13 protein-coding genes are annotated in these 13301 nt (G+C 70.3%); 7 read left to right on the forward strand and 6 right to left on the reverse strand.

The window, feature by feature from the left end; all coding sequences use genetic code 11:
• Nucleotides 1-34 precede the first annotated feature (34 nt).
• Nucleotides 35-844 (forward strand): TNT domain-containing protein, encoded by an 810-nt coding sequence (locus WA670_RS39510; protein ID WP_238608550.1) that lies wholly within the window; start codon nt 35-37, stop codon nt 842-844.
• Nucleotides 841-1104 carry a hypothetical protein gene (locus WA670_RS39515; RefSeq protein WP_037816012.1) on the forward strand — a complete coding sequence of 88 codons (264 nt, stop codon included), beginning with the start codon at nt 841-843 and terminating at the stop codon, nt 1102-1104. Before WA670_RS39510 ends, WA670_RS39515 begins: the two co-directional genes overlap by 4 nt.
• Here WA670_RS39515 and hisN read toward each other — a convergent pair.
• The gene (hisN, locus tag WA670_RS39520; protein WP_037816009.1) at nt 1098-1889 is read right to left on the reverse strand and encodes a histidinol-phosphatase; all 792 of its coding nucleotides are present in this window, start codon (nt 1887-1889) and stop codon (nt 1098-1100) included. The two genes, WA670_RS39515 and hisN, sit on opposite strands and share 7 nt — an antisense overlap.
• A gap of 42 nt (nt 1890-1931) precedes the next feature.
• Here hisN and WA670_RS39525 point away from each other — a divergent pair, with 42 nt between their 5' ends.
• Nucleotides 1932-2633: a response regulator transcription factor gene (locus WA670_RS39525; RefSeq protein ID WP_009072764.1), complete on the forward strand. Its 702-nt coding sequence runs from the start codon at nt 1932-1934 to the stop codon at nt 2631-2633.
• Nucleotides 2634-2645: 12 nt separating this feature from the next.
• Nucleotides 2646-3929 (forward strand): ATP-binding protein, encoded by a 1284-nt coding sequence (locus tag WA670_RS39530; protein ID WP_037816408.1) that lies wholly within the window; start codon nt 2646-2648, stop codon nt 3927-3929.
• On the opposite strand, the gene WA670_RS39535 is transcribed toward WA670_RS39530, so the two are convergent.
• The 4 genes from WA670_RS39535 to WA670_RS39550 are packed head-to-tail and all read right to left on the reverse strand — an operon-like array spanning nt 3853 to nt 7897.
• Nucleotides 3853-4557: an HAD family hydrolase gene (locus WA670_RS39535; RefSeq protein ID WP_336161178.1), complete on the reverse strand. Its 705-nt coding sequence runs from the start codon at nt 4555-4557 to the stop codon at nt 3853-3855. The two genes, WA670_RS39530 and WA670_RS39535, sit on opposite strands and share 77 nt — an antisense overlap.
• Complete coding sequence (locus tag WA670_RS39540; protein ID WP_037816006.1) at nt 4554-5078, reverse strand: GtrA family protein; 525 nt, start codon at nt 5076-5078, stop codon at nt 4554-4556. Before WA670_RS39540 ends, WA670_RS39535 begins: the two co-directional genes overlap by 4 nt.
• Before the next feature lie 37 nt (nt 5079-5115).
• Entirely contained in the window at nt 5116-5616 is a 501-nt protein-coding gene (locus tag WA670_RS39545) for a GtrA family protein (protein WP_336161181.1), read from the reverse strand.
• A gap of 10 nt (nt 5617-5626) precedes the next feature.
• Complete coding sequence (locus tag WA670_RS39550) at nt 5627-7897, reverse strand: sigma-70 family RNA polymerase sigma factor (RefSeq protein ID WP_336161183.1); 2271 nt, start codon at nt 7895-7897, stop codon at nt 5627-5629.
• 256 nt (nt 7898-8153) lie between these two features.
• Between WA670_RS39550 and WA670_RS39555 the strand changes: the two genes are divergently transcribed.
• Entirely contained in the window at nt 8154-9005 is an 852-nt protein-coding gene (locus WA670_RS39555; RefSeq protein WP_037816002.1) for a hypothetical protein, read from the forward strand.
• A 53-nt stretch (nt 9006-9058) separates the two neighbouring features.
• Complete coding sequence (locus WA670_RS39560) at nt 9059-10387, forward strand: glycosyltransferase 87 family protein (protein ID WP_037816406.1); 1329 nt, start codon at nt 9059-9061, stop codon at nt 10385-10387.
• 167 nt (nt 10388-10554) lie between these two features.
• Here the strand turns inward: WA670_RS39560 and WA670_RS39565 are convergent, their stop codons facing one another.
• Nucleotides 10555-10917, reverse strand: a complete 363-nt coding sequence (locus WA670_RS39565; protein ID WP_336161186.1) for a hypothetical protein — start codon at nt 10915-10917, stop codon at nt 10555-10557.
• Nucleotides 10918-12116: 1199 nt separating this feature from the next.
• On the opposite strand from WA670_RS39565, the gene WA670_RS39570 reads away from it, so the two are divergent.
• Entirely contained in the window at nt 12117-13301 is a 1185-nt protein-coding gene (locus WA670_RS39570; protein ID WP_336161188.1) for a 5-(carboxyamino)imidazole ribonucleotide synthase, read from the forward strand.

Consider the following 13301-nt stretch of genomic DNA (forward strand, 5'->3'; position numbering starts at 1 on the left):
ACCCGGTGCCGGCACGACCGAGAAGAGGGTGCCAGTGTCCGACCAGCCCGAACCGGCAGACACCGACGTCGCCACCGGCCCGGTGCGCGTGCCCGCCCAATACGGCGGGCTGCTGCACCGCGGCTTCGACGAGGTGCCCACCCCGCCTTCGGGCACCGGCGTGCTGCCCGCGCACAGCCGTCCGCCGGTCGGTTCTCCGCGCACCGACCGGGAAAGCGTGCTGGCGCTGTTCGCCGTCCACATGTTCCCGCTCGGGCATTTGCCGGTGGCGGCGGACCGTCCGGACCGGCAGTTGCCGCTGCCCGCGGACGCGGGCGCCGAGGGCGCGCGGCGTCCGTTGTTCGACCATCCGGAATCGGCGTTGCTGGACGACTCCGCGGTGCTCGGATACGTCAAGCAGGGCTTCCGGCGTTCGCCCGCGCCGCCGGTGGACCCGGAGCCGCCCGAGGCGGTCGTCGAAGGCTATGTCGCGCCGGAGGGTCCCGAGTGGGAGAGCCGGTTCGTGGTCGGCGCCGAGTACGTGTGGCCGCCCGCGGAGGGCGGCGTCGAAGAGCCGAATCCGGTGGTACTGCCGGAAAACACGCTGCTGGACCGTTTCGGCAGCGACCACGGCCGCGTGTTCGCGCCGGACGGCACGCCGTTCGCGGAACGCGCGCTGCCGCCCGCCGCGCTGCGGTCGGGCTACCGCCGGTATCGCGTGCTGAAGCCGATGCCGGTGTGGCAAACCACGTCGGCGGAGTGGTTCGACGGGCCAGGCGGCGGAATCCGCTACCGTGCGGTGCTCTCCGCGGACGAACTGGTCACGCTGGGATTCCTGGTCGACGTCACGCGGGAGGCACGATGAACACCCAGTCGATTCGCAAATGGCTGGACGTCATCGGAGTGCCCGGGGAAGTCGTGTCGATCGGCCGGGAAGCGGACAACACGTGGTGCCTGCTGCCGACCGCGGACGGCGGCTGGGAAGTGTTCTGGCGCGAGCAGGGCAACCGCTACGACTGGGCCGCGTTCACCTCCGAGCAGGTCGCCTGCCACTACCTCTTCGGCAGGCTGACCTGGTCACAGGTGGCGCGCGGCGCGGTCGGCGTGCTGCCCGGCGCTCACTGACGGCGGAGCACGGCCAGCGCTTCGTCGTGCAGGAGGCCGTTCGTGGACAGCGCTGAGCCGCCCTCGTAGGTCTCCGCACCGGAAAGATCGGTGAACCGCCCGCCCGCCTCGGTGACGATCACCTGCGCGGCGGCGACGTCCCACGGGTTCACGATGCACTCGGCCGCGACGTCCATCGCGCCTTCGGCGACGAGGCAGTGGCTCCAGAAATCACCGAACGCGCGGGACTCCCAGCACGCCTCGGTGAGCGCCAGGTACTTCTCGCGGGAGTGGTACTCGGTCCAGCTGTTCAAGTCCGTCGTGGACAGATAGGCGTCGCCGAGCGTCGCTACCTTCGACACCGACATGCGCCGTTCGCCCGCCGCGTCGCGCAGGTGCGCGCCCTCGCCGCGAGCCGCCCACCAGCGCCGGCCCAGCAACGGCGCGCTGATCATGCCGACCACCGGCGTGCCGTCCTCGACCAGCGCGATCAGCGTCGCCCACACCGGGAGTCCGCGCAGGAAGTTCTTGGTCCCGTCGATCGGGTCGATCACCCACGCCCGGCCCTCGCTGCCCGCCGAGCCGCCGCGTTCCTCGCCCGCGACCGTGTCGCCGGGCCGCTGCGCGGCGAGGATTTCGCGGATCGCGTCCTCGACCGCGGTGTCGGCGTCGGTCACCGGCGTGCGGTCCGGTTTCGCGGACACCGCGAGGTCGAGCGCACGGAAACGGGCAGTGGTCAGCGCGTCGGCGGCGTCCGCCAGCCGGGTGGCGAGAACGAGGTCATCCGAGTAGGCAGGCACGGTCACGATGGTTTCACGCCCGTTCGCCGTAAGGTTGGCCAGGTGAGCATGGTCCTACTTGCCGAAGACGATCCGGCCATCGCCGAGCCGCTGTCCCGCGCGCTGCACCGGGAGGGGTACGAGATCGAGGTCGTGACCGACGGCCCGGCGGTGCTGGCCGCGACCGCCGCGCACCGGGTCGACCTGCTCGTGCTCGATCTCGGGCTGCCCGGGATGGACGGGCTGGAGGTGTGCCGCAGACTGCGCGCGAGCGGCACCGAACTGCCGGTGCTGATGCTCACCGCGCGCACCGACGAGGTCGATTTCGTCGTCGGCCTCGACGCGGGCGCGGACGATTACGTGGCCAAGCCGTTCCGGCTGGCCGAACTGCTCGCGCGGATCCGCGCGCTGCTGCGCCGCCGGGTGCCGGAGGTGCTGGAGGCCGGCGGCGTCCGGATGGACCTCGGCGCGCGACTGGTCACTGTGGACTCGCACGAGGTGCAGCTGGCGAACAAGGAGTTCGAGCTGCTGCGCGTGCTGATGAGCCGGGCCGGCCAGGTCGTCAGCCGCGACGAGATCCTCGCCGAGGTGTGGAACGACCTCGAGTCCAAGACGTCGAAGACGCTCGACATGCACATGTCCTGGCTGCGCCGCAAACTCGCGGTCGCCGCCGACGAGGCGGCGGGCAGGCAGGCGAAGCCCGCGCATTCCGACGCCGAACGGCGCATCGCGACCGTGCGCGGCGTCGGGTTCCGGTTCAATGTCGAGTAGCCGCCGATGAGCATGCGCCGCCGGATCCTGCTGGCGATCCTCCTCGCCGTGCTGGTCACCGCGGCCGTGCTGGGCATCCCGCTCGGCGTCACCGCGTGGCGGCTGGTGGAGAACCTCAACCGGGAAAGCCTGGCCGAACGGGCGCGCAACATCGCCGCGACGGTCGACACGCAGGTCGCGAACGGCCAGGAGATCGACCTGGAGCAGTTCCGGGTCGGCGTTCCCGAGGGCGGCATGCTGATCGTGCGCGCCGAGGGCTTCAGCGAAAAACACCTCGGCGCGAACCCCGGCCCGGACCCGGTGGTCGAATCGGTGCCGACCGCGCGAAGCGGCACGGTGATGCTGGCGATCCCCAGCGGTCCGGTCCGCACGAAGCAGACGCAGGTGACGCTGCTGGTCGTGCTGCTGGTGGTCCTGTCGGTCGGCACCGGCACCGTGGTGGCGACAGTGACCGCGCGCCGCCTGGCGAAACCGCTCCGGCACGTCGCAGACCGCGCGTCCCGCCTGGGCGGCGGCGATTTCCGGCCGGATCCGAGCCGCTACCGCGTGGCCGAACTGGACATGGTCGCGGAAGCCCTGGACACGTCGGGGTCCGCCTTGGCGCAGCTCGTGCAGCGGGAACGACAGCTGGTCGGGGATGTCTCGCACCAGCTGCGCAGCCGGTTGACCGCGCTGCAGCTGCGGCTGGAGCCCTTGACCGGCCACGAGGACCCGGATGTCGTCGAGGAGTCCCGAGCCGCGCAGGAACAAGCCGACCGCCTGGCGCAGGCCCTGGACGAACTGCTGGCCGCCGCGCGCGCTGCCCGCGAGGTAGACGCCGAACCGGTCGATCTGCCGGTGGCGTTGCCCGCTGTCGCGGAGGAATGGCGTCAGCTGCTGCGCGTCGAGGGACGGAATTTGCGTCTGAAGGTCGCGGACGGCTTGATGGTGCGCGTGACTCCGGCGCGGCTGCGCGAGGTGATCGGCGTGCTGCTGGACAACGCCCTCCGCCACGGAGCGGGGACGGTCACGCTGTCCGCCCGCCGCGGTGACGCGGAGGGGACTGTGGTGATCGAGGTCGCGGACACCGGATCCGGAGTGCCGGACGAAATCGCGCCGCACATTTTCGAACGCGGTTTTTCGGGCGGCGGTTCGACCGGCGTGGGTTTGGCTCTGGCCCGCGCACTGGTCGAGGCGGACGGCGGACGGCTGGAACTGTCGAATAAGCGTCCGGCGATTTTCAGTCTGTTCCTGAAGGTGCCGCGCCCGGACGAGGTGGGCGAATTGCGGTGGCCCGCGGAGCCGGTTCCTCGCTGAGGATCTGGACAGCTTCCCGCAGGTCAGCCGCGATCCGGTGCGGTGGTTGACCTTGCGGCCACGTGCGGTGGTGGCTGATCCAGAGTGTGCGCAGTCCGGCGTTATGCCCGCCCGCGATGTCCAGATCAGGGCTGTCGCCGATGACCCAATCGTCGGGGGTCAGCGTGGTTCCGCAGTTTTGCGCGGCGAGCTGGAAGATGCGCGGATCGGGCTTGCGCAGGCCGACAGCGGCGGAAATGCAATAACCGTCGACTGCGTTGGCGAGGCCGGTGCGCTGGAGTTTCGCCAGCTGGTTGTCCTGCATGCCGTTGGTGACAATGCCGATTCGCCATCCTGCGGCGCGCAGGGTGCCGAGATCGTCCAGCACGCCGGGGTAGAGCTGCACCAACTGCGGAATCCTCGCGCGGTAACTCGCCCACAGCTGTTCAGCGGGCTCGGCCAGATCGAACCGCTGCCGGACCTCCGCGAAGAACCGGTCCATCGGCCCGCCGCGCCGCGCCGAGATCAGCCAGGCTGCCGCGTCCGCGGGAAGCCGGTGCTGGGAGGCGAATTCCGCCGCCCAGCGGGAAAACGCGCCGCTGAGATCGGTCAGCGTGTCGTCCAGATCGACCAGCGCCAGCCGGGTCACCGGGGAAGCCGGGTGACCCCGTCCTTCCGCCGTTCCCCGAGCTCGTCCGGGAACACCCACTTCTTGAAGCCCCAGAACCGGAACACCATCGCCAGCAGCATGCCGATGATCGACCCGCTCGCGAAGTCCGCGACCTCCTGTACGAACCGCGACACGTGCGGCACTTCCAGGTGCAGCCAGTAGCGCGAGATCAGCAGCGGAATCAGGTTCACCACCACCGCGACCCCGCTGATCACGAAGAACAGCGTGGCCTCGTGGGCGCGTTCGCGGCCGCCGCGGGTGCGGAACGACCATTCGCGGTTGAGCACGTACGACACGATCGTCGCGACGATGATCGCGATCGCCTTCGCCGTGGTCGGTTTCGACTCCAGCACGCTGAGCTTCAGCAGGTACCAGACGCCGTTGTCGACCAGGAAGGTCGTGCCGCCCACGATCGCGAACTTCAGCAGCTCCCGGTGCCTCACGAGCACGGAGCGCAACGGCTCGGGCGTGCGGGCGAGCACGGTTTCGACGACGGTCACGTAACGCAGTCTAGAGAATTCGAGGTCACGGCAGGTCTCAGGCGGCCTTACGGTCCGGAATATCCGGATTGTCATTCCGCGCTGGTTCCGTCCGGGCGCCCTCCGTAGGGAACACCCACTTCTTGAAGGCCCACCAGCGGAACAGCGTCCCGAGCAGAGTGCCGATGATCATCCCGCTGACGAAGTCGGCCGTCTCCTGCCCGACCAGGCTCACGTGCGGCACCTGCAACTGCAGCACGTAGCGCGAAACCCACTGCGGCAACGCGTTCAGCGCCAGCGCGACCCCGCTGAACAGGAAGAACAGCGCCGCCTCGTGGGAACGTTCGCGGCCGCCGCGGGTGCGGAACGACCATTCGCGATTCGCGACGTAGGAGAAGATCGTGGCAATCAGCACACCGACGATCAGCGCCGTGACCGGATGGGTCCGCAGCACGGTGAACTTCAAGGCGTACGTGATCGTCATCGTGATGACGAAGCTCGTCCCGCCGACCAGGGCGAAGCGGACCAGTTCGCGGTGCTTCGCCAGGAGTTCGCGCACCTCGTGGACGCTACTCCGTGACCCAGCCGAAGAACCCCCGGGGCTCGACCGACGGCGGACGTTTGCCGTGGTTATCGGGTTTGCCCGGCTTGCTGTCCGAACCGGGGTTCGGCGGCGCGCTCGTGGTGGCGGCCGGGCTGCTCGACGTCGGATCCGGGGTCTCGTCGTCAGGCGATGTCGAAGTCGGCAGGGTGGTGCTCGGCCTCGGGTGCTTGGACGAATTCGGCGGGTGGCTCTTCGAGGTCGGGATCGACGGCGTCGGCAGCGTCGGCACCGACGTGGACGACATCGGCCCGAGCGTCGGGTCGTGGCACATGTTCCACCAGCAGCCGAGCTCCACCGCGACCGGTTTCGCCGAGGCGCTGCCGAGCGAGGCGTTGACCGTGACGGTGAGCGGGCCGTCGAACGGCTTGCGGTTCACGAGCACCCACAGCGACGCCTGCTCGCCGGGAGCCAGCGGTTTGGCACTGGTGCAGCTCGTGCTCGAAGCGCCGGACGTGCACTTGAACTGCTTGAAGCTGACCTGCCCCTCGACGCGGTGGTCAAAGGTGATGGTCACGGGTTTCGTGCTCTCCCCGGTGTTCTGCACCTCAGCGTCGATGAGTGGCTGCAGCCGCCACATCCCTCCGATTGCCTTGGCCGACAGCGACAGAGCGTCCTTCGGGGCCTTGACCTTCACCTGCACGGTGACGTTGACGTTGACCGAAGCACCCGCAGTGACCGAACCGGTCACCTCGCCGCCCTTCGCGCTGTCGTCCGCCTGCAACCGGAACATCAGCACCGCCGATTGCCCAGGCTGCAATCCGCTGCCGGTCTTGCAGGTGACCGTGCCCTCTCCACCCGGGCACGCGACCTGCATCGGCCCCGACTGAGCGGCCGCTTCGCTGGAATACGCACCGGCCGCGCCGCCGCCGTTCGCCTGAACGGCCCGGACACCAGGCGGCAGGTTGAGCGTCGCCTGGACCGGTTCGGACACGGAACCGCCGTTGTTGCGCACGGTGATCGGCAGCGCGACCGGTCCGCCGCCCGGCTGGAGTTCGACTCCGCTCGGCGGCATGGACGCGGACAGCTGCGGCGGCGCGGAAGGCGGGTTCTGGGCAGGCGGCTGCGCCGGCGGGGCGGCCGGCGGCGCCGCGGGCGGCGGTACCGCCGGAGGCGCGGGCTGGGCAGGCGGCGGGGCCGGGGGAGCGGGCGGCGCGGCCGGCGGAGGTGCGGGAGCGGGCTTCGGCGCGGGTGCCGGCGCGGCGGCCGGCGGCGCGGGGGCCTGCTGAGCAGTCGGAATGGTCTGCGTCCCGCCGCCCGCGGCCAGCGCGACCGCGACGGCGGCCACCATCGCGGCTCCGGACATGGCGACCCCGGCGAACTGCCGCGGCGCGGACGCGGCTGCCGCCGCACCCGCCTTGGCCCCGCCCGCCGCGGCGGCTCCGGCGCCGACAGCGGCGGCACCGGCGGTAGCCGCGCTCGCCTTGGCCGCGCCGATCGTCGCCAGGTAGCCGAGAGCGGCGCCGCCCAGGACAATCGGGGCGATGATCGCGCGCAGGCTGCCGTTGACGTCGGCCAGTTCGGCCGCCAGCACCCGGCACTGCTCGCATTCGTCCAGGTGGTTCTCGACCTGCGAGCGCTCGCGCTTCGAAAGTCCGTCGCGCGTCCAAGCACCGAGCCGCTCGGCGGTCGCGCGGCAGCGGTCCGCACCGGTTTCCTGTAGGTGGACCTGCAGATACGCCTGGCGAAGCCCTTCCCGGGCGCGGTACGCGAGCGCGGACACGCCGTTCGCGGTCAGCCCGAGCAGCGGCGCGACTTCAGCCGGGCTCTGCTGCTCGATTTCGGTGTGCCACAGGACTGCCTGCCAGCGTTCCGGGAGCCGCGCGAAGGCCTTCGCGGCCATCGTGCGCTCGAGGCCCGCGACGGCGGTGTCGGAGAACTGCACGGTGAGCGCCTCGCCGGCGGCACCGCCGACGTCGCTCATGTCCTCGTTGAGGTCGATCCGCCGGTCACGGCGCGTCTTGTCGTACGCGGTGTGACGCAGCGCAGTAAGCAAGTACGCACGGAAGGCGCTGTCCGGGCCCTTCCCGCCACGCAGCGTGTCCAATACCTTCGAGAACGCCTCCGACACGAGGTCGTCGGCCTCCGAGCTGGACCGTGCGAGCTGGCGGGCGAGGTTGTGCGCGGCACCGCTGTGCCGCTCGTAGAGCGGACCGTAGGACGCGATCTTTCCCGCGCGCACCTCTGCGATCAGCTCGGCGTCACTCTTACCGGAGAGATCGGCGGGAACGGTGGACACGGGGCTCCTTCGATGCTCCACGCGCGGCGGACTCCACGCGCCTTGCTCCTTACAACGCACACCAAGTGTGACGGATGCGGCGACACTCGTCACGCCGTGGTCCGGCAGATGCCTCAGTAGGCGCAGCAAGTTCACCTCCTCGTCTGGTGATTACGCGAAAAAGATCGGGGAAAACGCGTCACGAGGGGAGTACCGCCGCGTCCCCTCCGTGATTGGGGAACAAGATCGACAGGTACCGGAAGGAGCTGGGGGTTCGGTGGACGTACCGGCGACCGGGGCGCGGTTCGGCTCCGCAGGCGACTCGTCGGGGGACGAGACGCGTGCGCGGTTCGAGCGGGACCGCCATTTGCGGGCATTGCGAGCTCGCTGGCGAACAGCCAGCCTCGCCGCCGGCTGGCGTTTCCCGAGCGATTGGGCACTGCCCGAAGTGGACGCGGTGTGCGCGGCCGTCGTCCGGCACGGTTCGACGGGCGCGGAGAACGCGCTGGCCGGACTCGGCAGGGCGCGGGCAGCGGCGGGAGCGGGGCTGTCGGAAACGCTGTCCGACCTGGCCGCTTTGCACGCGGTGCTCGCCGATCCGGACGCCGTCGACGGATTCGTCGCGCCGGATGTCGACGCCACCCCCGCCCGGCTGCTCCGTGTCACGGCGCTGGCCTGGGCAGACGTCGCGACCGACCAGCTCGTGCACACCGAGGTCACCGACCCGCTCACCGGCCTGCCGTCCGCGGCGTACCTGCGGACCCGGCTCGGCGAGATCTACCGAGGCGGGGTCAACGAGGCGAATGTGCTGCTCACCGTGTCGCTGGACTTGACGTCAGTGTCCGGCTGGCCGCGGTTGACCGCCATGATCCTTGCTGCGGACGCGGTCAAAGCCGTTTTCGACACTGGCGAGTGCTACGCGACGATCGGCCCGTCCGCGGTCGCGGTGCTGGCCGAACGCAACGAACGCCTGGCCACGCGCGGGGTCGCGCTGCGAAGGGCGCTCAACGAACGCCTTTCGGTGGACCCGCAACTGCGCGACGTCGCCCGTCCGCTCGTGTCCGCTGTCCGGTTGCCGGGGACGCACGACCGGGCGTGCGAGCTGCTGACGGAATTGGCGCACAGCTGAGCCCCGGTCCCCCTTCCCGACCAGCATTCCCGCACTCGTGCTTTCCTGGTGTGGTGACCAGGACCGTACCCTCCGCTGCTGACGGCGAAGCTCCGGTGAATCGATCCGGACAACCCCGGCTGGCTCTGCGCCGATCTCTGGCACGGCTGTCCGTGCGCCCCCGGTCGATGCTCATCCTCGCGGTGTTCCCGCTGCTGGCGATCGCGGTCGGGTTCTGGGGATGGACGCACGACTGGAACCTCGGCGTGGACAGCGCGGTCTACCGGGCAGGCGCGCTGCAGCTGCTGCGCGGCGACAACCTCTACGACGCGAACACGCTGCCCACCGAACCGGGCTGGGCGCTGCTCCCGTTCACCTACCCGCCGACCGCGGCGCTGCTGTTCGCGCCGCTCGCGGTCGTGCCAGTGCAGGTGGCCTGGGGTTTCCTCACAGTGGCGTCGCTGGCCGCGCTAGCCCTGTCGATCCGGATCGCGATCGGCGCACTGCCCCGCCCGGCCGCCGACGGTCCCCGCTGGTGGGCCTCGCCCGCCCGGTCGACCATTGTGTTCTTCTTGGTCTTCCTCGGTTTCGAACCGGTGTGGCGGACGATCTTCCTCGGTCAGATCAACCTGATCCTGATGGCGATGGTCCTGCTGGACATGCTCGTCATCGGTGCCCGAGGCAGCCGCTGGGGCGGAGTGCTGGTCGGCCTCGCGGCGGCGATCAAGCTGACCCCCATCGTGTTCCTCGGCCACCTGCTGGTCACCGGCCGCTGGAAAGACGCCCTGCGCGGGTTGGCGACCTTCGTCGGCATGCAGGCGCTGCTGTTCCTGATCAACCCGCACGATTCGTGGAAATACTGGACCAAAACGCTCCCCGACACCGGCCGGATCGGCCCGGTGCACTGGGCGGGCAACCAGTCGCTGAACGCCCTGATGAACCGCGCCACGGACCTGGCCCCGTGGGCCTCGACCGCAGCGACCGCGATCGGCCTGGTGCTCGCCATTCCGGCCCTGTGGCTGATGTTCCGCTTCCACCGGCGCGGCCAAGCGCTTGCTGCGCTGCTCGTTACCGCGTTCTGGATCCTGCTGATCTCGCCGATTTCCTGGTCGCACCACTGGGTCTGGGTCGCACCGCTCGTCGTGCTCCTGGTGTCCAGACTGCCGAAAACCACCCCGGCGACCGCCTGGAAACGGTGGCTGGGCACGTTCCTAGTGGCGTTCGTCTTCGTCAGCTGCGTGCTGCTGATCTTGCCAAACGGCCGAAATGTCGAGCTGCATTGGAAGGTGTGGCAGAACATCCTCGGCGACGCTTACATCCTCACGCCGGTCGTGCTGGCCATCGCCCTGGCCGTGCGGTGGGGCCTGCAGCGGCGAGCTCGCAACCGTATTGGTTCTTCTTAGCCCTTTTGCCCTGTTCAGGGTCTTGCCGACCGTTTTTGTCGGTGGCGACGGTTACTGTCTGAATCGCGGTCGTTACGTGGCCGTCCGGAGCCCTGGCTCGCGGACGGGCACGGCCCTCGTTCTGCTCCCGCGTTAAGCGGACAGATCAACCGAATAGTGAGCCCTAGTCAGTTCTCCGAGCCACCGTAGAAGTCGCCCAGCGCGGTGCGGGTGTACTGAATGAGCAACTCGGCGTGCGCGAAGTCGTCCGGAAGACATTCGCGCGCGGCGGTGAGCAACTCGTCAAACCGGAACGGCGGGGAGACGGTCTTAGCGAGCGGGTGCCGTTCGCGGAGCTGCTTCATCAACTCGGCGAGGTAGATCACTGCCGAATTGGAGTCGGTAGTCCAGAGCCAGACGAGGACGTCGCCGAACCCGGCGGGAAAGGCCAACGGCCGGGACGCACTGGTGAGCATCCCGGTGGCCACTCCGGGGAGACTCGCTTGGCGAAGAGCGTAAAGAACCGGCCGCGGGAGGGTGACAGAGTCCATCCAGCCATCCTGCTGCAGCGAGCCGCTCCGGGGTGGGCTTTGACGCGCGGGTGTTGCCTGCTTGCGGTCTGGATGCTTGGTGGTTGCTTCCGTCAGTTCGCTTCGGCTGGTGCTTGGTCAGACGGGTTCTCCGGGGTGCGCCGGAGCTGGTGCCCGCTGCCGGGTTGCCGCCATGACCGGTGCGCGCCAGAACTGCTGCCCGCTGCCGGGTCGCCGCCATAGCCGGTGCGCGCTGGAGCCGGTTCTCGCCACGGGCGGTACTTCGCCGCAGCCGATACGCCGGTTCCCGCCGCGGCCGGTGCCTCGCCAAGGCCGGTTTTCGCCGCAGCCGGTACCTTGCCAACACCGGTTTCCGACGCAGTCGGTTACTGGTTCCAGTCAGCCAACCCTCGCTGTCCCGGCCCGACCGCACCCCGCCTGCGGTCGCCTTGCCTTTCCCGCCCCAGCCGGTTTCCGGCGTCAAACCGCGCCGCTCGCCGTCTCGGCCCGCCCGCACCCCGCTTGCTGCCGTCTCTGCCTTCCCTCCGCCAGCCGGTTTCTGCACCAGCCCGCACCGCATGCCGTCTCGGCCTAACCGCACCCCGCCTGCAGCCGCCCTGGCCTGCCTGCCACAGCCAGTTCCCGCCGCCTGTCCGCGAACCCTCACCGTCTCGGCCCAACCGAAGCCGCGTGTGGTCGCCTTCATCCTTCCGCCGCAGCCGCTTTCCGGAGTCAAACCGCAACCCCTCCCGGCCAACCGCACCCCGCCCTCTGCCGCCTTGGCCTTCTTGCCGCAGCCGGTTCCCGCCACCGGCCCGCGCCCCGCGGTCCCGGCCTAACTGCACCGCCTGCCGCCGCCTTCACCTTCCCGTCGCGCACCCGCACCCCTCGCCGTCCCGGCCGAACCGCACTCCACCTGCTGCCGTCTTGGCCAGCCAGCCGCAGCCAGTTCCCGCCGCCAGCCCATAACCTCCGCCGCCCCGGCCTAGCCGCCCGCCGCCGCCTTGGCCTGCCCGCCGCAGCCGGTTCCCGCAACCCTCCCGCCGTCCCGGCCCAACTGGCCGCCGCCTCGGCCCGCCCGCCGCAGCCAGTTTCCGCCGCGAACCCGCACCCCCGCCGCCCGAGCCCCAACCGCACCCCACCCGCACCCCACCCGCAGCCCCCTCCGCCGCAGGTCGCCCGTGGTCCGCCACTTCTCGCCCAGTAACCTGGGCTGCGTTATGGACAAACGAACCGGTCTTCCCATCGTCGGCATGGTGGGCGGCGGGCAGCTCGCCCGCATGACGCAGCAGGCGGCGATTTCCCTCGGCCAGTCGCTGAAGGTGCTGGCGGCCGACGAGGGCGACGCGGCGGCCCTCGTGGCGAGCGACGTCGTCATCGGCCACCACACCGACCTCGACGCGCTCGTCGACTTCGCCCGCCAGGTCGACGTGGTCACCTTCGACCACGAGCACGTGCCCGGCGAGCACCTGCTCACCCTCGCCACTGAGGGCTTCGTCGTCCGCCCCGCGCCCACCGCGCTCGGGTTCGCGCAGAACAAGCTCGTGATGCGCGAAATGATGGCCGGCCTGGGCGTGCCGGGCCCCGCCTTCGCCGAAGTGTCCACTGTGGACGATGTGATCGCGTTCGGCGGCGAGCACAGCTGGCCGGTGGTGCTGAAGGCGTCGCGCGGCGGGTACGACGGCCGGGGCGTCTGGATGCTCGACACCGCACAGCAGGCCCGCGAGACCGTTCCCGAACTCCTCGAGGCCGGCACCGAGCTCCTGGTCGAGGAAAAGGTCGCGATGAAGCGCGAGCTGTCCGCGCTGGTCGCGCGTTCCCCGTTCGGCCAGGGCGCGGCGTACCCGGTCGTCGAGACCGTGCAGACGAACGGCATCAACACCGAGGTCCTCGCCCCGGCGCCGGGGCTGTCCGAGTCGCGCGTGCACGAGGCGCAGGAGCTGGCCCTGCGCATCGCGTCGACGCTCGACGTCACCGGGCTGCTCGCGGTCGAGCTGTTCGAGACTGAGACCGGCCTGCTGGTCAACGAGCTGGCGATGCGTCCGCACAACTCCGGCCACTGGACCATGGACGGTTCTCGCACGTCGCAGTTCGAGCAGCATCTGCGCGGCGTCCTGGACTACCCGCTCGGCCGCACCGACCTGATCGCGCCGGCGTGCGTGATGGCGAACGTGCTCGGCGCGGACGTCTCGCCGCAGATGAGCCCGGACGAGCGCGTGCACCACCTGTTCGCGCGCTTCCCCGAGGTGAAAATCCACCTCTACGGCAAGCAGGACCGGCCCGGCCGCAAGCTCGGGCACGTCAACTTCATCGGCGACCGCATGGACGACCTGCGCGATCGCGCGCTGCTGTCCGCGCACTGGCTGTCCCACGCCGTCTGGCTCGACGGCTACGAGATCCACTGA

It is taken from the genome of Amycolatopsis sp. VC5-11, assembly GCF_037034185.1.
Lineage (GTDB): Bacteria > Actinomycetota > Actinomycetes > Mycobacteriales > Pseudonocardiaceae > Amycolatopsis > Amycolatopsis nivea.